The organism is Bacillus cereus group sp. MYBK195-1, from assembly GCF_051916605.1.
Lineage (GTDB): Bacteria > Bacillota > Bacilli > Bacillales > Bacillaceae_G > Bacillus_A > Bacillus_A cereus.
In genome coordinates, this window is sequence record NZ_JBQAGZ010000002.1 from 806,754 (window position 1) to 832,342 (window position 25,589).

A 25,589-nucleotide genomic window follows, 5' to 3' on the forward strand; every position below is an offset into this window, starting at 1 on the left:
AGTGGAGATAGAGCGTATGGAAATAAAATCGATTATTTCAACAGAGGAAGAGTTACGGAAAATATTGGGGAAACCAAGTGAGCGAGCATTGAAAAAAGTTATTTCATCATTAGACCACCATGGTGTAGATTTCCTTTCTAAATCTCCTTTTCTAGTATTATCTACTGCAAATAAGTTGGGGGAGTGTGACGCCTCGCCGAGAGGAGACGCACCTGGATTTGTATACGTACTCAATAATAATAAAATTATCATTCCAGAAAGGCCAGGAAATCGTCGTATAGACTCCATTTTGAATATTATTTCAAATCCACGTGTAGGACTAATCTTTTTTATTCCAGGTCTTGGGGAGACACTTAGAATAAATGGCCGAGCGTATATTACAAACGACGAAGAAATTTTGAAAGAAATGCAGGCGAATGGACGTAATCCGTTGCTTGGAATTGTTGTTGAAATAGAAGAGTGTTACATTCATTGTGCAAAAGCGTTTATTCGTTCGAAGATATGGGATCCAGAATCTTGGTTAAATAAAAAAGAGTTACCTTCAGCAGCAAAAATGTTGTTAGAGCATGCGAAAGTGAATGCTTCAGAAGAAGATGTTGCACGTTCTTTAGAAGAAAGTTATACAAAAAGATTGTATTAAAAATTTTATTGATATAATTTTGTAAGGTGAGTATGTACGGGTTTTAGAATGGGGATTTATCCCGCATTAACGGGCAGTAACACCCCTACCTCAAAATTCAGCGAAAGCAAAGAAGTTAGGTGGGGATCAACTGCCCGTAAAAGCCCGATTGGTGAAGGCTAATAATCAGTGGGGATGAACAAAATCCTCACTGATTAAAGTTTCACTTTATATATGAACCGTTGATTTATAAACTGGAGAAATGACAAAATAGGTAAATTGAGTGGCAGTTGCATAATGCTATTGTGAAATATAATAAAAAATTATTTTGAAAATAGTTAGTAAAAATAGGCTTGCTTTTTAAAAATTTGATAACTATAATAAGTTAACAAATAGACATGAACGAAAAAGTAATGATAAGGACACGAAATCATTTTTACGGTTTACAGAGAGGGAAGCCAAGGGTGTGAGCTTCCTAACACGAGAAATGATTTTACCACCTTTGAACTTCAATAGTGAACGAGTAATCTAGTAATTATTGGCGGTATCAGCCGTTATCTGAACTTGAGCAATCTAGAAGGAGATACGTCTAGATTGGAACAAGGGTGGAACCACGAAAACACATTCGTCCCTTTCCTAGGGATGAGTGTGTTTTTTATGGTATAAGAGATTGAAAATTTAAAATAATTAAAAAATAGTATTGATTTTGTTTTTTATGCGAGTATAATGAGTTAACAAATAAACATGAACGAAAAAGTAACGATAAGGACACGAAATCATTTTTACGGTTTACAGAGAGGGAAGCCAAGGGTGTGAGCTTCCTAACACGAGAAATGATTTTACCACCTTTGAACTTCAATAGTGAACGAGTAATCTAGTAATTATTGGCGGTATCAGCCGTTATCTGAACTTGAGCAATCTAGGAGGAAATACGTCTAGATTGGAACAAGGGTGGAACCACGAAAACACATTCGTCCCTTTCCTAGGGATGGGTGTGTTTTTTTACTTTGAAAGGAGGTGCGGTAATATGAAACGATTTATAAGTACGGAAATAACCACCACCTGCATGACAAAAAAGCAGAGTAAGGTGATTTATAGATGTAACAATTAAACTTTTAGGAGGAGATTAGAAGATGAATAACGTTATAAATGTTGGGGTATTAGGTTTAGGTACGGTCGGAAGTGGTGTTGTTCATATTTTGAAAGAACATTATAAAAAAATCGCACTTGATACAGGATACGAAGTGAAAGTGAAAACAGTCGTTGTACGTGATTTGGAAAAAGAACGCGATGTTTGTATTGATGGAATTGCAGTAACAAGTCATGCAGATGAAGTTCTAAATGATTCAAATATTGATATTGTAGTAGAGGTAATGGGCGGAATTGAAGAAGCAAAACAGCATATTGTTAAGGCTTTACGAAATAAAAAACATGTCGTAACAGCAAATAAAGATTTAATGGCTGTATATGGTGCAGAGCTTCTTCAACTGGCGAACGATAATGATTGTGATTTATGTTACGAAGCGAGTGTAGCGGGCGGTATTCCAGTGTTAAGAGGACTAACTGATGGGTTAGCATCAGATCAAATTGAAAAAATAATGGGAATTGTAAATGGTACAACAAATTATATGTTAACAAAAATGAGTCAAAATGGATGGTCTTATGAAGAGGCTTTACAGGAAGCACAAAAATTAGGCTTTGCAGAGTCGGATCCGACAGCAGATGTAGATGGACTAGATGCGGCGAGAAAGGTAGCAATACTTGCAAACTTAGGTTTTTCGATGAATGTTTCATTAGATGATGTGCAAGTAAGAGGGATTCGAAAGGTCGAAAAAGAAGATTTACAAATGGCTGAAAAGTTAGGATTTACTATGAAGTTAATTGGTAAAGCTGAAAAACAAGGACCAGCCATTCATTTAAGTGTAGAACCGACGCTTTTACCGAGCCAGCATCCATTATCAAATGTGAATAATGAATTTAATGCGGTGTATGTCCATGGCCAAGCGGTAGGAGAAGTGATGTTTTATGGACCCGGAGCTGGGAAGTTACCGACTGGTTCTGCTGTAGTAAGTGATATTATTTCAATCGTTAAAAATATGAATCAAGTTCCGAAAAATAAAAGTGCGTTAAAAGAAGCAGTTCCTTATGAATTACAAGGTGATGAAGAAGTAGTTTCGAAATATTTCTTACGCATTTCATTACGAGATGAGCCTGGGATGTTGCAAAAAATAACAGAATGTTTCGTTAATTATTCTGTAAGTTTAAAAGAGGTTATTCAATTACCTTTAAACCGTGAACTGGCAGAAGTCGTTGTTGTGACACATCGAACTTCCAAGTATCAATTTGAACGAGTTTTAGAAGCGATAGAAGCTGTCGCAAGTGAAATAAACAGTTACTACATTATTGAGGAGGAAAAACAATATGTATAAAGGACTATTAAAACAATATGCGTCTTATTTACCGGTGAATGAAAATACACCTGATGTCAGCTTAATGGAAGGAAACACGCCACTTATTCCATTATTAAATATATCAAAACAATTAGGGATTCAGCTATATGGTAAGTACGAAGGAGCGAATCCGACAGGTTCTTTTAAAGATCGTGGTATGGTCATGGCAGTTGCTAAGGCGAAAGAAGAAGGTTCAGAAGCAATCATTTGTGCATCAACAGGTAATACATCAGCGTCAGCTGCAGCATATGCGGCACGTCTTGGGATGAAATGCATTATCGTAATACCAGAAGGAAAGATTGCACATGGAAAATTAGCGCAAGCGGTCGCTTATGGAGCTGAAATTATTTCAATAGAAGGGAATTTCGATGATGCGCTTAAGGCTGTAAGAAATATTGCTGCAGAAGAGCCGATTACGTTAGTAAACTCAGTAAATCCTTATCGAATTGAAGGGCAAAAAACAGCAGCGTTTGAAATTTGTGACCAATTGCAAAATGCACCAGATGTTCTAGCTATCCCTGTTGGGAATGCAGGGAATATTACAGCGTATTGGAAAGGCTTCTGTGAATATGAGAAAGAAAAAGGTTATAAAAAGCCAAGAATTCATGGCTTTGAAGCGGAAGGAGCAGCTGCAATTGTAAAAGGGCATGTAATTGAAGAGCCTGAAACAATTGCAACAGCGATTCGCATCGGTAACCCGGCAAGTTGGTCGTATGCAGTAGAGGCTGCCGAGCAGTCTCGTGGTGAAATAGATATGGTATCAGATGAAGAAATTTTACATGCGTATAGGTTATTGGCAAAAACTGAAGGAGTTTTCGCTGAACCAGGATCAAATGCTTCATTAGCCGGCGTAATTAAACATGTTCAATCTGGGAAAATCAAAAAGGGAGAAACAGTTGTTGCGGTATTAACTGGAAATGGTTTGAAGGATCCTGATATCGCTATTTCTTCAAATCAACTAGACATCGCAAGTGTGTCAAATGATATAGAACAAATTAAAGATCATATTAAAGGGGTGATTATGTCGTGATACCATTTAGCGTTCGTGTCCCTGCTAGTACGGCGAATGTTGGTCCTGGATTTGATTCAGTTGGAATAGCTTTGTCATTGTATTTAGGTGTGGTGGTTAAAGAAAAAGCTGATAAATGGCAAGTAATCCATTCCTTTGAAGAATCAATTCCGACAGACGATAAAAATTTAATCGTTAGCACGGCATGTAAAGTATGTCCTTCTATATCACCCCATATAATAGAAGTTACTAGTAATATCCCATTAACGAGAGGGCTAGGAAGTAGTGCATCAGCGATTGTAGCTGGGATAGAGCTTGCGAATCAACTAGGCAATTTGAACTTAACTGCTGATCAAAAAGTTCAAATTGCTACAAATTTTGAAGGACATCCTGATAATGTTGCTGCTTCTATATTAGGTGGAACTGTAATTGGAGCACTTGATGGAAAGGATGTTTCCGTCGTAAGAATTGAGAGCAAGGAATTGGGTGTAATTTCTCTCATTCCGAATGCAGAATTAAATACAGATGAAAGTCGATCTGTATTACCAAAGATGTTTCCGTTTCATGAGGCAGTTAAAGCTAGTGCGATAAGTAACGTATTAGTAGCTGCATTATGTCAAAAGCGGTGGGAAGTTGTAGGTGAAATGATGGAGAGAGACCATTTTCACGAACCATATCGTTTAGAACTCGTACCATTATTACCATCTATTCGTAAATGCGCAAAAGAATTTGGTGCGTACGGCACAGCACTTAGTGGTGCGGGGCCATCTATTTTTATATTAACGCCATATGAGAAGCGTCAAGAAATCGCTGAGCAATTAGCGAGAGTATTTACAGATATGAAAGTATGTGAGCTTGAAATCGACCATAAAGGTATTATTGTAAATAAGGAAGAGCATATTGGATCGTAAAGAAAGCTGGCATGGCTAGCTTTCTTTACGTTGCAAACCTATTTTAAATTAGGTTTTTTCGGAAAAATATAAAACAAATGTTGATTTTGAATAATGTAAGTAAAGAGTGCATTCATTTTGGAGGTGATTAAATGAATAAAGAGTCACCAGAAGAAAAAAGAGAGCGTATGAGACAAAGTGAATTAAAAAGTAATCCTACGGGTTCTTTACGTGACGGACTCAATAGAGCGGAAACGGGTAGTCCAGTTGATATAGCAGGCGGTATGAATTGGAAAGGTACAGGAATAATCATTTTAGTACTACTTTTAGGATACATTGTATACACTTATTTTTTCAGTTGAAGAATGCTTGTTAAAATTTTGATTTGTTTAGTTTCATAATTGTTGAGAAAAAATGTAGTTACTGTATTACATATCTTCTAAGCGAATTATAGTTGTTCATATCAACTTTTAATACTCCAAACAGAGCTAGCAAAATGCTAGCTCTATTATTTTTTGCCACATTCCTGTAACAAAGCATCTGTATATTCATTGGTGGAGGTGCAGAGGATGAAAAAAATGATAGCGATATGTCTTCTTACAACTATGTCGTTTTCGACTTTAGTCGGTTGTGACGTAAAAGGTAGTAATGCTGTACAAGAGTCTAAAATAAAGAAAGCGACGTATAAAGATTTTACTTATGATGTAAATCCAGAAACATTCACATTAACTGTAGAACATGAGGGGGCAAAGGAACAGGCATCACAACCCCTACCGAAAATGAAGGTATCGAATGTAAAAAAAGAAAAGGATCGTACATCGTGGGAATATCCAGATCAAAAAGTAAAAATAAAATTAGAAAAGAAAAAAGACCACTTAAACATTGAAGTGGAATCGACTGGTGCAGAAAGCTTTACATGGCCGAAAGTAGAAGCTGAGAATTATACACTTCCGTTATGGGAGGGTAAGCAAATTCCGAGCAATGATGAGAATTGGAAGAAGTTTTTAAAGGATGATGCATATTCATTTGCTGAATCATTTTCTATGAAGTTTTTCGCATTAAATGGTTCGAAATATTCAATTGTATATATTGCAAAGAATATGTTTAATAATGAATTGAAATTTCATTCGGATCCGAAAATAGGGTTTGATTTTACACATGAATTTCCGAGCATAAATAAAAATAAAACATATGGATTTCAATTATATGTGACAAATAATGATGCGGTAAGTATTGCTAAACTATATAAGGATGATATTGTTCGAAAAGGTGAATTTAAAACATTACAAGAAAAGGCTAGAAAAAATAAAGAAATCGAAAAGTTATATGGAGCGGCGCATTTTTATTTTTGGAATCAAAATGGTTTATCAGAAAATAATATAAATTGGCCAAAACTAAGGGAGCAAATAAATAGCCCGCTGTTTAGTCATATAAAAGAACTTATTCAAAAGAATAGTTCAGAGCCTGGGGAACTGAATGTATTAGATCAAGTAAGTAAACAAGATTTCATTGATAAGTATCAAAAAAATGTTATTTTACGTTATATAAACGAAGTATTATCGATGAAGGAATTTTATAAAGAGGATATTTTCCAAAACGTTGATCAGGAAGCTGGTGCGCTAATAAAGAAAGGTGTAGGTCACTTAACGAAGACAGAATTGTATAGCTTAAATAAGCATTTATTAAAGTCGCTACTTGGTGATGCGGTTGAAGAGGTAAGTAAATGGGGTAATGCAGATGGAACGGACATATTAAAGGAAATGAAAGAGACAGGAATAGAAAAAGCGTGGATTGGTCTGCCGAACTGGGAACAAGGATTTATGCAACCTAATTTTGTGACAAAAGCTAAGGAAATGGGATATTTAGTTGGTCCGTATGACTCATATCATTCCATTCACGAAAAAAGTGATAAAAATTGGAACACAGCATTCTTTAATGACCCATCATTATACGAAGAGGCTACTGTAACGAAGAAAAACGGAGAAAAGGTGCAAGGCTTTTTAGGTAGAGGTCGCAAGTTAAACCCGACTTTATCGCTACCTAGTGTAAAGGAACGCATGAATGATATATTACAAAATGGCCCTAAATATAATTCATGGTTTATTGATTGTGATGCGACAGGTGAAATTTACGATGACTATTCAGCGAAACATATAACGACACAAGAGCAAGATTTAAAAGCACGTTTAAAACGAATGGACTACATTGCGCAAGAAAAGGGTATGGTCGTTGGTTCTGAAGGCGGAAATGATTTTGCTAGTAGTACGATTGCATTTGCACATGGAATTGAAACACCTGTTATTAAATGGGACGATGAAGATATGCGGAAAAATAAAACAAGTCCGTATTATGTCGGTGGATATTGGTCACCAAATCAAAATGTGCCTGAAAAATATGCAAAACAAGTACCATTGAAAGAAGAATATAAACAAGTATATTTAAACCCAGTATATTCGGTACCATTATATAAATTAGTATACAATGATTCCGTTATTACAACGCATCATTGGGAATGGGGAAGTTTAAAGGTAAAAGATGAAGTTGGAAATCGAATGCTGTCTGAATTATTGTATAATGTTCCTCCGTTATACCATTTAGATGAAGTAGAGTGGAATAAGCATAAAAAAGAAATTACAGAGCATCTAAAAGTTTGGAATGAAGTTCATGAAAAAGCAGTAAAAGAAGAGATGACGAATTTTGCGTATTTGTCAGAAGATAAGCTAGTACAATCTGTTTCTTATGGAAAAGATATTAAAATCATTGTGAACTTCTCAAATGAAGACATGGAAGTAGAAAAAACGAAAATAAAAGCAAAGTCGGCTTACATTGATAATCAGGGGAAGAAAAGCGTGTATACGCCGTTTGAGAAATAATAAAGTCAAATATACTGTATTCATAGAGATTTTATAATTAGCTGGATTCTTTATTCATATCGTTTGTTAAGAAAAAGACATCCTAATTTAAAATGAAAGAGTTAATAAATTTGTAAATTCATATGTTGCGAAGTGCTAAATTTTTGAAATTGGTAAATAGTGACTTGCCAAAAATAAGTACGAGAGTATAATGTGAAATGGAATACGTATTGGGTTTAAGTAGTAACCTTACAAAATTGTAAGGTTAGTGAAAGGAAATTCAATATGAAGATAAATAGACTTACATTATACTTGGTAAAGAGAAAGAGAGGCGAATGGGTATGAGCTCTGAATTAGAACAAAATACGAGAAGTAATAAAAAGCGTTCTAAAAGAAAGTCAATAAAATGGTTCATATTAATTCCATTTTTCCTACTTATTTTTGGAGGAGTAGGATATGGTTCGTTTATATATAATAAAGCAAAAGCTGTTGTAAATGATGCGTATGCAAAAATTGATAAGTCATCAAAGCGTGATAAAGAAGTCGAACCTTTAAAGGATAATATTTCAATATTAATCATGGGTGTAGATGGAAGTGAAATGAGAAAAAGCCAATATGGCGAAGCAGTTCGAACAGATGCACTTTTATTAGCAACAATTAATAAAGATGATAAGTCTGTTAAGCTAGTAAGTATTCCACGTGATTCACGTGTTTACATTCCAACTAGAAAAAAATTAGATAAAATTACTCATGCTCACGTATTTGGTGGCGTAGAAAGCACACGCGATACGGTGGAAAGATTTTTGAATGTACCTGTTGATTATTATGTGAAGTTTAACTTTGAATCATTCGTACAAATTGTCGATTCAATTGGTGGTATTGATATTGATGTACCAGTTACTTTCACTGAACAAGATAGTAAAGACCAAGCTGGTATGATCCATTTAGAAAAAGGTTACCAACATTTAAATGGAGAACAAGCTCTTGCACTTGCAAGAACGCGTAAAATTGATAGTGACGCAATGCGTGGACAGAGACAGCAACTTGTAATAGAAGCAATTGCTAAAAAAGCGATGTCTGTTCAATCAATTAGCAAAATGGGCTCTTTACTAGATGCGGTTGATAAAAATATGAAAACGAACTTAACATTTGACGATATGCTTGCCATTACAAAAAATATGGCAGGATCTAATTTGGAAATGGAAAAATTGCAAATAGAAGGTACAGATAAACGTATCGGTGGTATTTATTATTACATTCCAAATGAAAAAAATGTAAAAGATATTTCAAAAAAATTAAATGATCATTTAGGTGTAACGCCAAAATCAGTCCGAAACGAATAATAAAAAAAGATTGGCTTTTGCCAATCTTTTTTTTTGGAATGTATTTGTAACTTTTCTGTAACGATTTTTTAGTTTAGAAAAATTATACTCATATGTATGAGTATAATGGATAGGTAAAAAAGTAAAAGGACATATTCAAAATTTGTGGTAAGGAAAGATATCATATGCAGAAATGGTTAAGCATGATGGGAATTATCTTTATATTGACTGGATGTAAAATGTCTGAAGCTCCAACAAGTCTAATGGAAGCTCCTACAAATGAAAAATGGATTAATGAATTAAAGGAACAAATTGATAAAGATTTACCTGTTAATTATCGCTTACTTACTCCAATGTCTAATAGAGATAAACAGACGACATGGTCAATGAATTTCGAACGAGATAATAAAAAAGAAGCTGTCATCGTATATAAAATACCTAATGAAGATTATCATATATATTTAGCCGTATATGAGAAGAAAAATAATGGATGGAATATGAAGTCAACCTATACATTTGATGGGGAAGAAGTAGATATTGTTGAGGTAGGAGATTTCACAGGGAGTGGGAAAAGGGAACTATTGATAGGAATAACTACCAATCGTGATTTATTAGAAAACACAATGTATGTTTTTTCCGATGAGAGTGACGATATAAAGGAATTTTATAGACAGAAGTATACAAAGTTATTTATAGATGATTTAAACAAAAATGGTTTTAAAGACATAAGCCTTGTTTCGTATATGAAAGATGAACAGTTGAAGGTTCAGTTCATTGAAAAGTTTAAGGTATTGTCAGAGGTTACATTTGATCCGTATATAAATAGTATTCAAAGAATACAAATGGGCCGTATTTCTAAATCATTAAAGGCAGTTGTAATCGATGCGGGAACAGGGGCTCATTCAGGTATAACTTATGTAGCAAAATTTGATCAGGATCATTATGAAGTATTACCTATAGATGGGAAAGAAGATTTATTTAATGAATATGTTGTAGAAAGTAAAGATGTTAATGAAGACGGCATTATTGAATTTGTTCGTACTGTACGTCCAAAAGGTTGGGAGGATAAATCACATGGTGATAGTCCGCTTTTTGAACGTTACATACAGTGGAGTGAATCTGGAATTAAACCAATTGAAGAACGATATATAGATATAGAAAAAGGGTATTATGTGAAAATTCCTAAAGAGTTAATAGGGAAAATTACAATACCAGATCAGCAAAAAGAATCAAATTCTCAAAAGTTTTTGGATACAAGAACAAATAAAATATGGCTTGAAGTTCATATTTTTAAGCGGAAAGAATGGTTCAATATAAAAGGCTACAGCGCAGCAATTAAAACGGCTTCTCACGTATATGCAGTACCGAAGCAATCGGAATTTGAAAAAGTGAAAGCATATATAAAACCGCTAGCGGATTATCAACAAGAGTAGGAGGTGGGAATTATGTCAAAAATTTTAGTTTTAGAAGATGAATTAACGATCCGTAGCTTTATTGTTTTAAATTTAAAACGTGCTGGATTTTATGTAATAGAAGCTACTACTGGAGAAGAAGCGTTACAGATTTTGAGTGAACAAACTGTTGATATAGCACTGCTGGATGTAATGTTACCGGGGATTGATGGTTTAGAAGTTTGTAAGGCTATCAGGAAAGAAAATAAAAAAATGGGTATTATTATGTTAACCGCACGTGTACAAGATGAAGATAAGGTGCAAGGACTAGGAATAGGTGCAGATGATTATATTGCAAAACCGTTTAGTCCAGTAGTATTAACTGCACGTATACAGTCTTTATTAAGAAGAATAGAAGTACATGAAGAAAAAACGAATATTGTTACGTCAGGTCCATTTTCGTTAAATATTATAGAAGAAAGATTGTATAAAGATGGACAATTAGTCGATTTAACACCTACAGAGTATATGATATTACAGTATTTAATGAATCAGGCTTCAAAGCCAGTTTCGCGTGATGAAATTTTAAATATGATTTGGGGAACCAATTACGTAGGTGAGACGAAAGTAGTAGATGTAAATATGAGACGGTTACGTCAAAAAATAGAATGTAATCCATCAGAACCTGAATTTATTCTTACGGTGTGGGGAAAAGGATATGTGTGGAAGGAAAGTATGAGATGAAACGGAAAGTGACTTTATATTTTATGACGGTCATTACACTTATGCTTGTATTATTTGAAGTTGTATTTTCAGTCTCAATTTATCGATACTATTATAATGGGATTGTGCAATATATAGAGTCTCATGCGAAAACGAGTACACGTTTTTTTTCAGAATACAATTCACTATACTTTATTCGATTACAAGAATATAGTGGTGACATAATTAGTAGCTTTCAATTAGAAGGAACAGAATTACAGTTAATTGATCGTCACGGCTCGGTTATACAATCTTCAAGTGGTGAAAAGGTAGAAGGTAAAGTGAATATTCCACAATCATTATTAGAAGGTGAAATGTATAATCAAGTTACTACGAAAGGTAATAAAAAACAACTAGAGGTGCTAAGCCCACTTATACATCAAGGACAAACTATTGGTGTTTTAAAATATACGACTGTTTTAACAAATGTAAATAAAAAGATTATTGAAATTATTACGTTTACTATTTCTGTAGGTATTGTTATTTCGGGAGTCGCCTTCTTAATTAGTAGACGTTTGGCAAATTCATTTGTTGAGCCAATTGAATCCATTATTCAAGCCTCTTCACAAATTGCAGAAGGCACATTAAAGCAAAAAATTAAAGAAGATTATCCTGGAGAATTAGGTGACTTGGCACATAGTTTAAATTATATGGCCTATAAAATAGATAAGGCTGAGCAGATGAAAAATGAATTCATTGCTTCTATTTCGCACGAAATACGAACGCCTTTAACAGGAATTAAAGGTTGGAGTGAGACGTTAAAAACAGTAGATCATTTAACAGAAGAAGAAATAAAGCAAGGTATGGGCATTATTTCAGGTGAGACAGATAGGTTGATTCATTTAGTAGAAGAATTGCTAGATTTTTCAAGATTACAATCAAATCATTTTAATTTATATAAACAAAAGGTGCAATTGTACGATATACTAGAGGAGACGATTTGGCAATTAACTCCTAAATCGGAAGAGAAGGAAATTCAATTTATTACTACTATAGACCGAATTGAATTGATGGGAGATCGAAATAGGCTAAAGCAAGTTTTCTTGAATATTGTTCAAAATGCAATTAAGTATTCACATGAAAAAAGCACAATACACATTGAAGCAACTAAAATAGAAGGACAAGCAGTGATTAAGGTAAGAGACGAAGGGATTGGAATTGCTAAAGAACATTTACCATATATTGAGCAATCATTTTACCAAATTAATAATCATGCTGCAGGTGCAGGTATTGGTTTAGCTATCGTTAAAAAAATGGTAGAGCTTCATGGCGGTGCGCTTAGTGTTACAAGCAAAGAAGGAATAGGAACAACAATTTTGATAAAACTCCCATTATAATACAAATAAAATCTATTTATATGGTGAAATAAAAATAAATAGATGTATAATTATATTGGGCGATTTATATATAAGATTAATAGGGAGAGGAATTCGATAGAATGGAAAAAGCTTTAAAAATTAAACAAATAGTAGTCGTTTTAATAGCGATTGCCGCAGTAGCTATTGGGTATTACATGTTTCAATCAATTACTTCACCAGCAAAAGCTGTTGCGAAACAAGAAAATGTAGTGCAGCTTGCAAGTGAACAGCCGAAAGTTGAAATGAATAAAACGGCACCAAGTCGTTTTAATGGAAAAGAAAGAAAAGTTGCTTATCTTACATTTGACGATGGGCCAGGGAAATATACGGCTGAATTATTAAATACGCTAAAACAACATGATGCGAAGGCGACGTTCTTTTTAATTGGAGCGAATGTAAAAGAATTTCCTGATTTAGTGAAACGTGAAAATGCTGAGGGTCATTATGTAGGCATGCATAGTATGACACATAATTTCGCAAAGTTATATAAAAATGGCGAGTATGTAAATGAGATGAAAGAAGATCAAGGTTTAATCGCTAATATTATTGGGAAATCACCTAAATTAACACGTCCTCCATATGGTTCGATGCCTGGATTGAATGAAGGTCTTCGAAATAAAGTGGTAGAAGGCGGATTTAAAGTATGGGATTGGACAATTGATTCATTAGATTGGAGATACAATAAAATGCCAGTTGATGCAGCTGCAGCACAAATTGCTCAAAACGTATTAACAAACGCAACAAAACCACAAGAAGTAATTTTAATGCATGATATTCACCCGCAATCAGTTGCTGCTGTGCCAGCAATTTTAAAGGGGCTAAAAGAAAAAGGTTATGAGTTTGAAGCTTATCATGAAGAGAGTCACTTCCCAGTGAACTTCTGGCATGATAACCGTATGTAATGGAGGAATTGACGTTGAAGTATGGAAAAGTAGCAGTAGTTGGAGCGTTATCAGTAGGGTTGTTAACAGGTTGTTTCGGTGAAAAGCCAGAAGAAAATTTATATACAGCTTTTGAAACAGCAGCAACACAAGAAAAATCTTTAGTGGATGAAGCAAAAAAATTAGAGCAGTTAGAGAAACAAGGCCAAGAATTATATTCTCAAATTTTGCAAGAAGGCAAAGATCATAATGAAGCAGTTGTGAAGAAACTAGAGCAAGCTACTGCAAATGTAGATGATCGTGAAAAAGTATTGAAAAATGAAAAAGAAATGCTAGAAAAAGCTCAGAAAGAAACAAAATCTGTACAAGGAAATATAGAGAAGCTTGAAGATAAAAAGTTACAAAAACAAGCAAAAGCAGTAGAAGAGTCGTATAAGAATCGTTATGATGCATTCCAAAAGATGAATGAAAATTACACGAAAGTGTTAGCGACTGAAAAAGAACTGTATGAAAAATTAAAAGTAAAAGAAACGAAATTAAAAGAAATCGGTGAAAAAGTTAAAACTGTTAATGAATTAAATGTGGAAGCACAAAAGTCGAAAGAGCAGTTTAACAAATTTACAAAAGAGTATAATGACAGTAAATTAGCATTCTACAAAGATGCAGAAATTAAGATTAAAGATCAGAAATAAAGAAGAATCTAAAGTGTAATAAAAAGCCGGAGAAACATCGTTATAAATGTTTTTTCGGTTTTTTACGTTAAATGAATAGAAAAGACTGGAATTGATATCATAAAAGAGTTATAGTGAGTTATTCTAAGGGAAACATTGTAAAGTAAGGAGAATGGGAATATGTCATATGAATTTTTACTCAAATTAGGTTTAGCACTCTTTTTAGGATTATTCATCGGGATAGATAGGCAGCTAAAGAATAAACCACTTGGTGTGAAAACAAGTATGGTTATTTCTGTAGCAAGTTGTTTAATTACGATGGTTTCAATTGAATCTGTGCATGTATATTCTGTTCCAGGACATACAAATATGGATCCGATGCGACTGGCCGCTCAAATTGTTAGTGGAATTGGTTTTCTTGGCGCAGGTGTCATTTTACGAAGAAGTAATGACGTTATTTCTGGATTAACAACAGCTTCTATGGTGTGGGCTGCTTCAGCTTTAGGAATCGCAATTGGTGCAGGATTTTATTTACAAGCGACAGTTGCTATGGTTTTAATTATTTTAGCGATTAATGTACTTCCGCAACTTGTGAAAATTGCAGGACCGTATTCATTAAGACAAAAGGATTTATCTATAAAAATTACTGTTAAAGAGCATCATGAATTAGATGGTATATTTAAGCAAATTAAAAATTTAGGCATGCATGTGAAACGCGTGAAAATTAAAGATATAGATAGTGGAGCATTTCAGCAACTGGAGATGGTTATTTTAGCTCCAGAAGATTTATATACAACAGAGTTATATAGTTCCCTGAAAGAGATTGATCGAGTAGTTTCAGTTGAAGTGGAAAGTAGATAATTGTGATAAAAAAGAGTGAAGTGAATTCACTCTTTTTTATTTGGATTTTTAAGGAATGAAATTGATATAATGATGAGTAATAAGGGGAGAGAAATGATGGGAATACATATTAGAAGAGCAATAAAGGATGATATACAAGGTATAGCAAAGGTGCATGTCGATAGTTGGAAGACAGCGTATAAAGGGATATTTGCTGACGAAATTCTAGATAATATAGCATATGAGAAACGAGAAAAACAATGGGAAGATATTTTTCAAAAAGAAGGTAATCATCAATTTAGATTTGTAGCAGAGAATTTAAATGGAGAAATAGTTGGATTCATCGATGGGGGGATAGAAAGAACTGATACATATAATTGTGATGGAGAATTATATGCAATCTACCTTTTACAACAGTATCAAGGAATGAAAATAGGACAAAAGTTATTTCAAGCGTTACTATCAGAATGTGTAAAGAATGATATGCAATCACTTTTAGTTTGGGTTGTTACGAATAATCCTTCTAAAAAGTTTTATGAAAAATTTAACCCAGAAAAAATTGATACAAAATTTTTAGAGCGATTACAGGTAGAAGAGACAGCATATTGCTGGAGAGATATAAATAATATTATTATGTAAACTTTATGTTTGAAAGAGGTATACCAATTAAGGTATACCTCTTTTGTTTAACCATTTTGGATAGATTACTAATGAAAAATAGTAAGTATGTAGTTTGAAGCTGAGTATTTTTTTTGTGTATTTTTAACTAGATTAAAGAAAAGGGGGAAAACAAGGAAAATTAAATCAGATAAAAAAATTCTGAAATATACTCTTGAATTGAATATTATTATCAATTAGAATCATAATTGATAACGACATTCAATTATCGTTTATTATATAAAATTTCGATAGCTTTAATATAAAGAGGAGGACCAACATGCAGCTTGCGAAACAAATCGCAGAACATGCAACATTACAAAGCTTTTTAAACTGTTATTTAAGAGAAACAGGGAGTGGAGAATGGATTACAGAGGATGAAAGAATGAAAAGTATCTTCAGTAATACGTTGAATAGAGATACAGTCCCCACATATTTATGTTGTCGGCTATCGGCACAGAACGTTACTTTGTATGGAGAAGTTATATATAAATCACCAACAGATCGCCATTTGTTTGGAGAACAATTTTATTATCAAATTGGAGATAGTAATTCTGTTATTACAGCAGATTACGTTACAGTTATTACGTTTTTAATAAAAGAGATGTCGATCAACTACGGAGAAGGAACGAATCCTGCGGAACTTATGCTTCGAGTTATCCGTAGTTGTCAAAATATTGAGGAATTTACAAAAGAGAGAATAGAAGATACATCCGCATTATACGGTTTCCATACAACTTTTATAGAAGCGGAGCAGTCTTTATTATTTGGGCATTTAACTCATCCTACACCAAAGAGTAGACAGGGGATATTGGATTGGAAAAGTGCAATGTATTCTCCAGAATTAAAAGGGGAATGTCAGCTTCATTATTTTCGGGCACATAAAAGTATAGTAAATGAAAAATCATTATTATCAGATTCTACAACAACGATTATAAAAGAAGAATTAAGTAATGATGAGATGGTTAGTAAGGAATTTATAGCGAAGTACTGTAAGGAAGATCAATATGCATTAATTCCAATTCATCCGCTTCAGGCAGAATGGCTCTTGCATCAAGCTTACGTACAAGATTGGATAATTCAAGAATTGCTTGAGTATATTGGTCCTGTAGGTAAGTATTATATGGCAACATCATCACTAAGGACGCTATATCATCCCAATTCGAAGTATATGCTTAAGTTTTCATTTCCGGTGAAAGTAACGAATTCAATGCGTATTAATAAACTGAAAGAACTTGAGAGTGGTCTTGAAGGGAAGGAAATGTTAAATACGGCTATTGGTGAAGTACGAGAAAGATTTCCAGGATTTGATTTTATTTGTGATCCAGCCTTTATTACATTAAATTATGGAACACAAGAATCTGGATTTGAAGTGATTATTCGTGAGAATCCTTTTTATAGCGAACATGCAAACGACGCAACATTAATTGCTGGGCTAGTTCAAGACGCTATACCTGGGGAGCGTACGCGGTTATCGAATATTATTCATCGCCTAGCAGATTTAGAAAGTAAAAGCTGTGAAGAAGTAAGCTTAGAGTGGTTTAGACGATATATGAATATTTCTTTAAAGCCAATGGTATGGATGTATTTACAGTATGGTGTTGCATTAGAAGCTCATCAGCAAAATAGCGTTGTTCAGCTAAAAGATGGTTATCCGGTCAAATATTATTTCCGTGATAATCAAGGATTTTATTTCTGTAATTCAATGAAAGAGATGCTTAATAATGAATTAGCTGGTATTGGAGAACGTACTGGAAATTTATATGACGACTATATTGTGGATGAGAGATTTCGTTACTACTTAATTTTCAATCATATGTTTGGCCTCATTAATGGTTTTGGCACAGCAGGATTAATTAAGGAGGAAATTCTTCTCTCGGAATTAAGGTCTGTACTTGAATCATTCCTTCCATATAACCGGGAACCTTCTACATTTTTAAGAGAATTATTGGACGAAGATAAGTTAGTGTGTAAAGCAAATTTACTAACGAGATTTTTCGATGTCGATGAGTTAAGTAATCCATTGGAGCAAGCTATTTATGTGCAAGTACATAATCCACTCGTTAGAGAAGTGGCTGTTCGTTCATAAATAACGTTAAAATTTCACGTAATACAAATAATGGTATTTTGTCATAAGGTGGAGGGTTTTATGAGAGTGGACATGTATCATACGAAAGTATTGAAGGCGCTCGAATCAGAAGATTACATTTCAGTACGAAGAAGAGTGCTACGTCAATTAGTAGAATCGTTAATTTATGAGGGGATTATTACACCGGTTCGCATAGAAAAAGAAGAACAACTTCTTTTTCTAATACAAGGACTTGATGAAGAAGGCAAAAGTGTCACGTACAAATGCTATGGCAGGGAACGGATGACATTTGGACGTATTTCGTTAGGCTCATTAATAGTAAGAGTTCAAGATGAACAGCAAGAAATACAATCTGTCTCGCAATTTCTAGAAGAAGTTTTTCGGGTTACTAGTGTAGAACAAGCTAAATTAGATTCTTTTATACACGAATTAGAACAAACAATATTTAAAGACACGATTGCACAATATGAAAGAAATAATAAGAGAGAATATACTCAAAAATCTTACGATGAGTTTGAAAGCCATTTAATAGACGGCCATCCATATCATCCTAGTTATAAAGCACGTGTTGGATTTCAATATCGTGACAATTTTCAATATGGTTATGAATTTATGCAGCCAATAAAACTCATATGGATTGCAGCGCATAAGAATTATGCGACTGTAGGTTATGAGAATGAAGTGATGTATAACAACCTTTTAAAAGAGGAGATTGGCGATCGTAAATTAGAAGAGTTTATGGAACGAATTCGTAATAAGGGATGTAATCCAAAACAGTACGTGTTTATACCTGTTCACCCATGGCAGTGGGAGAATTTCATCATTTCAAATTATGCGGATCATATACAGGGTAAATTTATTGTTTATTTAGGAACATCAGAGGACGATTATTGCGCGCAACAGTCAATGAGAACGTTAAGAAATATTACGAGTCCAAAGAAACCGTACGTTAAATTATCGATGAATTTACTCAACACTTCAACACTTCGTACGCTGAAACCATACTCTGTTGTGAGTGCACCAGCAATATCAAATTGGTTAAATGATGTTGTAAGTAATGACGCCTATTTAATGGATGAAGCACGTTTAATCTTGTTAAATGAGTTTTCAAGTGTAACGTATGACACGAATAAGAAAGCTATATATGGTTCATTAGGATGTATTTGGCGCGAAAGCATTCATAAGTATTTAGATGCAAAAGAGGATGCAATTCCTTTTAATGGTTTATACGCTAAAGAGAAAGATGGTACACCAATTATTGATGCGTGGTTGAACAAATATGGAATGAAGGATTGGCTACAATTACTTATTCAAAAAGCGATAATACCAGTTATACATCTTGTTGTAGAGCATGGTATCGCACTGGAATCACATGGACAAAATATGATTCTAGTCCATAAAGAAGGGGTGCCTGTTCGTATTGCGTTAAAGGATTTTCATGAAGGGCTTGAGTTTTATCGTCCATATTTGAGAGAAGTTGACAAATGTCCCGACTTTACTAAAATGCATAAAACATATGCGAATGGAAAAATGAATGATTTCTTTGAAATGGATCGCATCGAATGTTTGCAAGAGATGGTGTTAGATGCACTATTCCTGTTTAATTTAGGAGAATTAGCATTCGTACTTGCGGATGAATATGGATTGAAAGAAGAACATTTTTGGATGATGGTTGTTGAAGAAATTGAAGATCATTTAAGAATATATCCACATTTGAAAGGTAGATTTGAAAATATTCAATTATATGCACCTACATTCTATGCTGAACAATTAACGAAACGTCGATTATATATGGATCTGGAATCGCTTGTTCATGAAGTTCCAAATCCATTGTATAGAGTAAGACAACTTATGAAACAAAAATCAGCTGTTACAGGGGGAAATTATGCTAATCGTTAATAAACAAGAGTATAGCAAAAGTGATTTTGAATTGAGATTACAAGTTTATGAGGAAATGGAAAAATTTAAAGAAGCAGAAGGAAATAGATTTGCACTTTGTCTGAAAGATCCATTCGATATTATTACGATTGTGTTTTTCTTAAAAGAAAAGAAATCATCAGTATTACTTATACATGAAGATACACCAAAAGAAACAGCTATTGAAATGGCAAAGCGTGCAAATTGTGTAGGAATTTTATATGGAGAATATGGCGATTTTACAAAATTAGAAGTAGGGAACTTTTTACTAGAAGAGCCTTCTTTATTGCAATATAGTTCTGGAACTACAGGGGAACCGAAACTAATTCGTAGAGCATGGACGGAAGTTGATACGGAAATTACCGCTTATAATGAAGCTTTAAACTGTGAAGTAGATGAAGTGCCAATCGTTATGGCTCCTGTTTCACATTCATACGGACTAATATGTGGTACTTTATCAGCAATTAAGAGGGGGAGCCAGCCTGTAATCATTACGAATAAAAATCCTAAATTCGCATTAAATATAGTTCGCAATACAGAAAAACATATTATATATGCAGTACCACTTATGTTACACATTATGGGGAGTTTTCCATTAGGGACGTTCCAGTTTCATAAAATTATGACATCAGGATCGCCTTTGCCAGAAGCACTATTTTATAAACTAAAAGAAATGACAACATATATGATGCAGCAATACGGTTGTTCTGAAGCAGGTTGTATTAGTATATGTCATGATATGAAGAGCCATTTAGATTTAGGAAACCCTCTACCTCATGCGAGTATAAGCATAGGTTCAGATGAAAATGCACCGGAAGAAATCGTCGTGAAAATGAATGATAAGGAAATCTTCACGAAAGATTTAGGGTATAAATCTGAGCGTGGCATTCATTTTATGGGGCGTATGGACGATGTAATTAATGTTTCGGGATTAAAAGTCTTTCCTATAGAGGTAGAAGAAACGATGCTTCGATTGGAAGGTGTTCAAGAGGCAATTGTATATCGAGGGAAACATCCTGTCATGGGCGAAATAGTTAAAGCGAAAGTGATCTCTCATGTTGATCCAGTACAAATAAGAGAATGGTGTATTCAGCACTTACCTTCTTATAAAGTTCCCCATGAAATTGAAAGTGTAAATGAAATTCCTAAAAATAAAACTGGAAAAGTAAGTAGAAAGTTACTAGAGATGGGAGAGGTTACAACATGAGACGGGAAGCGTTAAAGAATGCCGTGTTAAAAATTATGATTGAAAAAATGGAACTGAAAAATGTAACGCATTTAGAAGAAACGATGCGCTTAAATCAAGATTTATATATAGATTCGGTAATGATGTTACAGCTTATTGTATACATAGAAATGGATGTAAAGCTATGCGTTCCAGAGGATGAGGTAGATCCAAAGGCATTTCTTACTGTAGGATCTTTGCTTGATTTTATGGAGGAGTTACAAGAAGTAAATGTGAATAACTAACCTTTAGGAAAGTGGATGAGAGTATGACTTCAATTAAAGTGCACTGTTTAGTGAGTTGTTTTTGTGAAATTATAAAAAGGCGTAGCGACATTGATTTTCGTCCATTTTATTTTGGACTATGGGATGGAGATTTTGATATAACAGAAGGCGGAATTATTTCATATCACTCTGAAAACATTAACCATGATCATTATTTACTTTGGTTTGAAAAATTGTACGGTATTAAAGTAAACGAATGGTATGATCATGCAAAAGATAAAGATAGCAATGTAGAAACGTTTTTAGAATTAGTAGAAAACAAGCCGGAAAATCGTTATGTCATTGTAATGGTTGATATGTCTCTATTACCAGAGAGGGAAAATAAATTTCATCAAAAACCGTTTCCACATTATTTAATGATATCAAAAACAGAGAAAGAAGAAGAGTGGTTCATGCTAGATCCTGATTTTCGTTGGGAAGGAAATATGGAAAGAGAAAAAGTACTTCACTCTATTCAAGATAACCCATTTGGTGGAGGGTATTTTATTGATATAGAAGGAATTGGGGAGCCAACGCAAGAAACAGTAGCTAGTTATTTCACAAAAACATTCAAAAAGAACGACAATGAACTGACTATGGAGCTGAAAAATTTAATTGTAAAAATGGCAAATGAGGAAGAAGGATATGCGCTTTCTGGACTTGTAGCAGCAGTAAAACAAATACCAGTACTTGCAATTCGTAAATATAGTTATGAGCATGCCTTTGCATACTTCCGTGAAACGTTGCAATATTCGGAGCAAGAATTTGATTATTGGTGTGATCGGGTAGAGGATATTGTACAAGGATTTACAAATGTACAGTATCGTGCAATTAAAATGGCAATGACGAATAATAAAGGTATGCTAGTATCGATTATTGAAAAACTGGATGAAATGAATGCAATTGAACTGCAAATTAAGAAGGAATTAGAGAGACAGTTTCTATCATGGAAAGGTATGAAAACAAATCAGTCTGTCGCAACTTTTTAATAAGCTAACTGAATTTAAGATAGGGGAGTTTAATGCTATGAAATATTCGCTATGTACCATTTCATTTCGTCATCAATTAATTTCATTTACTGATATTGTTCAATTTGCATATGAAAACGGTTTTGAAGGAATTGAATTGTGGGGGACTCATGCACAAAATTTGTATATACAAGAACGCGAAACGACAGAACGAGAATTGACTTTTCTAAAGGATAAAAACTTAGAAATTACGATGATAAGTGATTACTTAGATATATCATTATCAGCAGATTTTGAAAAAACGATAGAGAAAAGTGAACAACTTGTAGTACTAGCTAATTGGTTTAATACGAATAAAATTCGCACGTTTGCTGGGCAAAAAGGGAGCAAGGACTTCTCGGAACAAGGGAGAAAAGAGTATGTGAAGCGAATACGTAAGATTTGTGATGTGTTTGCTCAGCACAATATGTATGTGCTGTTAGAAACACATCCCAATACACTAACGGACACATTGCCTTCTACTATAGAACTATTAGAAGAAGTAAATCATCCGAATTTAAAAATAAATCTTGATTTTCTTCATATATGGGAGTCTGGCGCAGATCCAATAGACAGTTTCCATCGATTAAAGCCGTGGACACTACATTACCATTTTAAGAATATATCTTCAGCGGATTATTTGCATGTGTTTGAACCTAACAATGTATATGCTGCAGCAGGAAGTCGTATTGGTATGGTTCCGTTATTTGAAGGTATTGTAAATTATGATGAGATTATTCAGGAAGTGAGAGGTACGGATCTTTTTGCTTCCTTAGAATGGTTTGGACATAATTCAAAAGAGATATTAAAAGAAGAAATGAAAGTATTAATAAATAGAAAATTAGAAGTAGTAACTTCGTAATGTGAAATGATGTGAGAGTCTCGTTTTAGAGGCTCTTTTTTTATGGTAAAAAATAACCAAAAATTTCCATGTATTTTAATTTGAATTTAACACAATTTATATATAAATAAGGAGGTGATTGGTAATGGCTAGAAATCGTAATTCTAATCAATTAGCATCACATGGAGCACAAGCAGCTTTAGATCAAATGAAATATGAAATTGCACAAGAGTTTGGTGTACAACTTGGCGCTGATACTTCTTCACGTGCAAACGGTTCTGTAGGCGGTGAAATTACAAAACGCCTTGTAGCGATGGCAGAACAACAACTTGGTGGCGGATATACTCGCTAATTGTAGAAGGTTATAGGAGAAAGGAAGGATTCTTCCTTTCTTTTTTTTTCAATTAATTGGTATGGATATATTGTGAACTGGATTCAAAGAATAGGAATAATACTATAATTTCCCCAATTTCTTTTGTTGTGAATGGGAAGTAGTAAAGATGTAATAGCCCTGGTGGAATGAAAAGTTACGTTCCAGCGGGGCTATTATATGGTAAGAAATATATGATGAAAGGTTTCGAAGCCAACATGTTAAAAAAAGAAAACTGTTGTTTAATTGCGCTTGCATCAGTTCCACTTGTTATGACATTAGGGAATTCAATGCTCATCCCAATTCTGCCGACTATTGAAAAGAAATTACATATTTCATCGTTTCAAGTATCCATGATTATTACAATTTACTCTATCGTAGCTATTCTACTTATACCGATTGCTGGTTATTTATCAGATAGATGGGGACGAAAGATGGTAATGGTTCCGAGTTTGCTGATTGCAGCTATAGGAGGAGCGATAACTGGTTGGGTATCTTGGAAAGTTGATAATCCCTACAATTGGATATTGATTGGTAGAGCGATTCAAGGTATTGGTGCTGCTGGTGCAATGCCAGTTGTTATACCGTGTGTTGGTGATTTATACAAAGACGAAAAACAAGTTAGTACAGGTTTAGGAATCATAGAAACATCCAATACATTTGGGAAAGTACTGAGCCCTATTTTAGGGTCTGCTCTTGCTGCCGTTGTATGGTTCTTACCATTTTGGGCGATTCCAATTTTATGCGTAGTATCAATTGTTTTATTACTTGTTCTAGTAAAGGCAAAGAAACAAGAAGGAGAAGTCCCACCACTTAAAGAGTTTATAAAATCTATTCTGTCTACGTTTCGAGAAAAAGGAAGATGGTTAATTGCCATTTTTGCATTAGGTGCAATTATTATGCTTATTTTATTCGGAATTCTCTTTTATTTGTCGACTATACTGGAATCAAAGTATGACATTCATGGTATATGGAAAGGGTGTGTGCTTGCTATTCCGTTACTTGTACTGTCACTTAGTTCATATATGGCCGGTAAAAAAATTGGAGATAATCAAAATGTTATGAAGAAGTGTATTTATATTGGTTTTTTAATGGCAGCTGCATCAGTCATCATTCCTTTATTTATAAAAGGGATTTATTTACTACTTCTTTGTCTCGTTATTATGGGGATAGGGATTGGTATGGCACTCCCATGTTTAGATGCCCTCATTACACAAGGAATTGAAAAGGAGCAAAGGGGAACGGTTACGTCATTTTACAGTTCAATGCGATTTATCGGTGTAGCAGCTGGACCACCTTTATATTCTTTTTTCATGAAAGGGGCGGACCATGAAGTGTTTTATTTGACAAGTATTTTCGCTGCCATTGGTGCTGTCATAGCAATCATTTGGATTAAACCAGCAAAGGATGCAAAGGCGGTAAAACAGAAACCGGAACCTACTTCATAATTTGTAAGAGAATTGCATGATGTTTTGAGAAACATGCAATTCTCTTTCGTTCATTAAGAATAAATAACTTGTTTTAACATATAAAGTGCGACACCCCATATGATGAGGCCAGAAAATTTATTTAATAATAAAATTGTCTTTCCGGTTGAGTCTAGTCTTTTTAGAAATTTCCCCGCTAAAGCTAAGCTTATAAACCAAATCCAAGAAACGATAATAGTTGCAAGTGTGAAAGCCCATTTTTCACTTCCTATGTATTGAATAGAATTTGTTCCAATTACACCGATTGTGTCTAAAATAGCATGTGGATTTAATAACGAAACTGATGCTGCGAAAAGGATTTGCTTTTTTAAGGGCATACTTTTTTCTTGTTTTACATCGTTGGAAGGATTACTTCTCCAAATAACAAAGCCCATATATAGGAGAAAGAAAAATCCAATTATATATAATGAGTTAGTTAGCCAAGAAAAAGTAAGGAGTACAAGGGAGACACCTTGCACTGCAATCAATATGAGTAACGTATCACATATAGAGGCAGTTAATACTACAGGGGCTGCCCTCCAAATGTTTGGTTGGCTCGCACCTTGGTTAAAGACAAAAACATTTTGTACACCTAATGGAATGATAAGTCCAAATGCAAGAATGATACCATGAATAATTGCTTCACTCATCATATTACCTCCTATTTTAATTCATTATGATAGTGTATATTGTATAGAAGAAATGAAAA

23 protein-coding genes and 2 other annotated features are annotated in these 25,589 nt (G+C 34.1%); of the genes, 22 read left to right on the forward strand and 1 reads right to left on the reverse strand.

All coding sequences use genetic code 11. The features are described from left to right. The first annotated feature begins 1 nt into the window (after position 1). From ACTFRY_RS13820 to ACTFRY_RS13925, 22 genes are all read left to right on the forward strand, one after another. Positions 2–640, forward strand: a complete 639-nt coding sequence (locus ACTFRY_RS13820; RefSeq protein ID WP_000402139.1) for a pyridoxamine 5'-phosphate oxidase family protein — start codon at positions 2–4, stop codon at positions 638–640. Between the two features lie 383 nt (positions 641–1,023). Continuing rightward, positions 1,024–1,255 (forward strand) — a binding site (T-box leader). A gap of 114 nt (positions 1,256–1,369) precedes the next feature. Then, positions 1,370–1,601, forward strand: a binding site (T-box leader). Between the two features lie 151 nt (positions 1,602–1,752). Continuing rightward, positions 1,753–3,048 carry a homoserine dehydrogenase gene (locus ACTFRY_RS13825; protein ID WP_044795759.1) on the forward strand — a complete coding sequence of 432 codons (1,296 nt, stop codon included), beginning with the start codon at positions 1,753–1,755 and terminating at the stop codon, positions 3,046–3,048. Continuing rightward, positions 3,041–4,099: a threonine synthase gene (gene thrC, locus ACTFRY_RS13830; protein WP_000276439.1), complete on the forward strand. Its 1,059-nt coding sequence runs from the start codon at positions 3,041–3,043 to the stop codon at positions 4,097–4,099. The genes ACTFRY_RS13825 and thrC overlap by 8 nt, the downstream gene beginning before the upstream one ends. After that, a complete protein-coding gene (gene thrB, locus ACTFRY_RS13835; protein WP_000612105.1) occupies positions 4,096–4,989 on the forward strand; it encodes a homoserine kinase in 894 nt (297 codons plus the stop codon). Before thrC ends, thrB begins: the two co-directional genes overlap by 4 nt. Before the next feature lie 131 nt (positions 4,990–5,120). Then, the gene (locus tag ACTFRY_RS13840) at positions 5,121–5,330 is read left to right on the forward strand and encodes a DUF6366 family protein (protein WP_001031483.1); all 210 of its coding nucleotides are present in this window, start codon (positions 5,121–5,123) and stop codon (positions 5,328–5,330) included. Positions 5,331–5,537: 207 nt separating this feature from the next. Beyond that, complete coding sequence (locus tag ACTFRY_RS13845; RefSeq protein ID WP_044795760.1) at positions 5,538–7,841, forward strand: glycoside hydrolase; 2,304 nt, start codon at positions 5,538–5,540, stop codon at positions 7,839–7,841. Between the two features lie 320 nt (positions 7,842–8,161). Beyond that, on the forward strand, positions 8,162–9,163 hold the full coding sequence (locus tag ACTFRY_RS13850; RefSeq protein ID WP_002163948.1) for an LCP family protein: 1,002 nt from the start codon (positions 8,162–8,164) through the stop codon (positions 9,161–9,163). Positions 9,164–9,327: 164 nt separating this feature from the next. After that, positions 9,328–10,575 carry a hypothetical protein gene (locus ACTFRY_RS13855; protein ID WP_001174875.1) on the forward strand — a complete coding sequence of 416 codons (1,248 nt, stop codon included), beginning with the start codon at positions 9,328–9,330 and terminating at the stop codon, positions 10,573–10,575. A 12-nt stretch (positions 10,576–10,587) separates the two neighbouring features. Next, a complete protein-coding gene (locus ACTFRY_RS13860) occupies positions 10,588–11,277 on the forward strand; it encodes a response regulator transcription factor (protein WP_000036071.1) in 690 nt (229 codons plus the stop codon). Beyond that, positions 11,274–12,632, forward strand: coding sequence for a sensor histidine kinase (locus ACTFRY_RS13865; RefSeq protein WP_000824531.1), 1,359 nt, complete (start codon positions 11,274–11,276; stop codon positions 12,630–12,632). The genes ACTFRY_RS13860 and ACTFRY_RS13865 overlap by 4 nt, the downstream gene beginning before the upstream one ends. Positions 12,633–12,733: 101 nt before the next feature. Beyond that, a complete protein-coding gene (locus ACTFRY_RS13870) occupies positions 12,734–13,555 on the forward strand; it encodes a peptidoglycan-N-acetylglucosamine deacetylase (protein WP_000409484.1) in 822 nt (273 codons plus the stop codon). A 14-nt stretch (positions 13,556–13,569) separates the two neighbouring features. Further along, positions 13,570–14,226, forward strand: coding sequence for a YkyA family protein (locus ACTFRY_RS13875; protein ID WP_000873574.1), 657 nt, complete (start codon positions 13,570–13,572; stop codon positions 14,224–14,226). A gap of 159 nt (positions 14,227–14,385) precedes the next feature. Beyond that, positions 14,386–15,066 (forward strand): MgtC/SapB family protein, encoded by a 681-nt coding sequence (locus ACTFRY_RS13880; RefSeq protein WP_000119510.1) that lies wholly within the window; start codon positions 14,386–14,388, stop codon positions 15,064–15,066. A 93-nt stretch (positions 15,067–15,159) separates the two neighbouring features. Then, positions 15,160–15,684 carry a GNAT family N-acetyltransferase gene (locus tag ACTFRY_RS13885; protein ID WP_033682813.1) on the forward strand — a complete coding sequence of 175 codons (525 nt, stop codon included), beginning with the start codon at positions 15,160–15,162 and terminating at the stop codon, positions 15,682–15,684. Between the two features lie 298 nt (positions 15,685–15,982). Then, entirely contained in the window at positions 15,983–17,791 is a 1,809-nt protein-coding gene (locus ACTFRY_RS13890; RefSeq protein ID WP_098616397.1) for an IucA/IucC family protein, read from the forward strand. A gap of 60 nt (positions 17,792–17,851) precedes the next feature. Next, a complete protein-coding gene (locus tag ACTFRY_RS13895; protein WP_016117630.1) occupies positions 17,852–19,690 on the forward strand; it encodes an IucA/IucC family protein in 1,839 nt (612 codons plus the stop codon). Beyond that, positions 19,677–20,915 carry an AMP-binding protein gene (locus ACTFRY_RS13900; protein WP_098616396.1) on the forward strand — a complete coding sequence of 413 codons (1,239 nt, stop codon included), beginning with the start codon at positions 19,677–19,679 and terminating at the stop codon, positions 20,913–20,915. Before ACTFRY_RS13895 ends, ACTFRY_RS13900 begins: the two co-directional genes overlap by 14 nt. Continuing rightward, the gene (gene asbD / locus ACTFRY_RS13905) at positions 20,912–21,178 is read left to right on the forward strand and encodes a petrobactin biosynthesis protein AsbD (RefSeq protein WP_086409199.1); all 267 of its coding nucleotides are present in this window, start codon (positions 20,912–20,914) and stop codon (positions 21,176–21,178) included. Before ACTFRY_RS13900 ends, asbD begins: the two co-directional genes overlap by 4 nt. Before the next feature lie 23 nt (positions 21,179–21,201). After that, positions 21,202–22,185 (forward strand): DUF6005 family protein, encoded by a 984-nt coding sequence (locus ACTFRY_RS13910; protein WP_000200706.1) that lies wholly within the window; start codon positions 21,202–21,204, stop codon positions 22,183–22,185. Positions 22,186–22,222: 37 nt separating this feature from the next. After that, positions 22,223–23,065, forward strand: coding sequence for a sugar phosphate isomerase/epimerase family protein (locus ACTFRY_RS13915; protein WP_098616395.1), 843 nt, complete (start codon positions 22,223–22,225; stop codon positions 23,063–23,065). 124 nt (positions 23,066–23,189) lie between these two features. Further along, positions 23,190–23,396, forward strand: a complete 207-nt coding sequence (locus tag ACTFRY_RS13920; protein WP_000113545.1) for an alpha/beta-type small acid-soluble spore protein — start codon at positions 23,190–23,192, stop codon at positions 23,394–23,396. Positions 23,397–23,632: 236 nt separating this feature from the next. Further along, positions 23,633–24,862 carry an MFS transporter gene (locus ACTFRY_RS13925; protein WP_033667350.1) on the forward strand — a complete coding sequence of 410 codons (1,230 nt, stop codon included), beginning with the start codon at positions 23,633–23,635 and terminating at the stop codon, positions 24,860–24,862. Between the two features lie 53 nt (positions 24,863–24,915). Here ACTFRY_RS13925 and ACTFRY_RS13930 read toward each other — a convergent pair whose 3' ends face one another. Continuing rightward, positions 24,916–25,530, reverse strand: a complete 615-nt coding sequence (locus tag ACTFRY_RS13930) for a LysE/ArgO family amino acid transporter (RefSeq protein ID WP_001287303.1) — start codon at positions 25,528–25,530, stop codon at positions 24,916–24,918. Positions 25,531–25,589: the final 59 nt, after the last annotated feature.

What these genes read in the sequence shown, in the direction of transcription:
- ACTFRY_RS13825 (WP_044795759.1), top strand. Translation starts at nt 1,753, where the DNA reads ATGAATAACGTTATAAATGTTGGGGTATTAGGTTTAGGTACGGTCGGA.
- thrC (WP_000276439.1), top strand. Translation starts at nt 3,041, where the DNA reads ATGTATAAAGGACTATTAAAACAATATGCGTCTTATTTACCGGTGAAT.
- ACTFRY_RS13840 (WP_001031483.1), top strand. Translation starts at nt 5,121, where the DNA reads ATGAATAAAGAGTCACCAGAAGAAAAAAGAGAGCGTATGAGACAAAGT.
- ACTFRY_RS13845 (WP_044795760.1), top strand. Translation starts at nt 5,538, where the DNA reads ATGAAAAAAATGATAGCGATATGTCTTCTTACAACTATGTCGTTTTCG.
- ACTFRY_RS13850 (WP_002163948.1), top strand. Translation starts at nt 8,162, where the DNA reads ATGAGCTCTGAATTAGAACAAAATACGAGAAGTAATAAAAAGCGTTCT.
- ACTFRY_RS13855 (WP_001174875.1), top strand. Translation starts at nt 9,328, where the DNA reads ATGCAGAAATGGTTAAGCATGATGGGAATTATCTTTATATTGACTGGA.
- ACTFRY_RS13860 (WP_000036071.1), top strand. Translation starts at nt 10,588, where the DNA reads ATGTCAAAAATTTTAGTTTTAGAAGATGAATTAACGATCCGTAGCTTT.
- ACTFRY_RS13865 (WP_000824531.1), top strand. Translation starts at nt 11,274, where the DNA reads ATGAAACGGAAAGTGACTTTATATTTTATGACGGTCATTACACTTATG.
- ACTFRY_RS13870 (WP_000409484.1), top strand. Translation starts at nt 12,734, where the DNA reads ATGGAAAAAGCTTTAAAAATTAAACAAATAGTAGTCGTTTTAATAGCG.
- ACTFRY_RS13880 (WP_000119510.1), top strand. Translation starts at nt 14,386, where the DNA reads ATGTCATATGAATTTTTACTCAAATTAGGTTTAGCACTCTTTTTAGGA.
- ACTFRY_RS13885 (WP_033682813.1), top strand. Translation starts at nt 15,160, where the DNA reads ATGATGGGAATACATATTAGAAGAGCAATAAAGGATGATATACAAGGT.
- ACTFRY_RS13890 (WP_098616397.1), top strand. Translation starts at nt 15,983, where the DNA reads ATGCAGCTTGCGAAACAAATCGCAGAACATGCAACATTACAAAGCTTT.
- ACTFRY_RS13895 (WP_016117630.1), top strand. Translation starts at nt 17,852, where the DNA reads ATGAGAGTGGACATGTATCATACGAAAGTATTGAAGGCGCTCGAATCA.
- ACTFRY_RS13900 (WP_098616396.1), top strand. Translation starts at nt 19,677, where the DNA reads ATGCTAATCGTTAATAAACAAGAGTATAGCAAAAGTGATTTTGAATTG.
- asbD (WP_086409199.1), top strand. Translation starts at nt 20,912, where the DNA reads ATGAGACGGGAAGCGTTAAAGAATGCCGTGTTAAAAATTATGATTGAA.
- ACTFRY_RS13910 (WP_000200706.1), top strand. Translation starts at nt 21,202, where the DNA reads ATGACTTCAATTAAAGTGCACTGTTTAGTGAGTTGTTTTTGTGAAATT.
- ACTFRY_RS13915 (WP_098616395.1), top strand. Translation starts at nt 22,223, where the DNA reads ATGAAATATTCGCTATGTACCATTTCATTTCGTCATCAATTAATTTCA.
- ACTFRY_RS13920 (WP_000113545.1), top strand. Translation starts at nt 23,190, where the DNA reads ATGGCTAGAAATCGTAATTCTAATCAATTAGCATCACATGGAGCACAA.
- ACTFRY_RS13925 (WP_033667350.1), top strand. Translation starts at nt 23,633, where the DNA reads ATGTTAAAAAAAGAAAACTGTTGTTTAATTGCGCTTGCATCAGTTCCA.
- ACTFRY_RS13930 (WP_001287303.1), bottom strand. Translation starts at nt 25,530, where the DNA reads ATGAGTGAAGCAATTATTCATGGTATCATTCTTGCATTTGGACTTATC.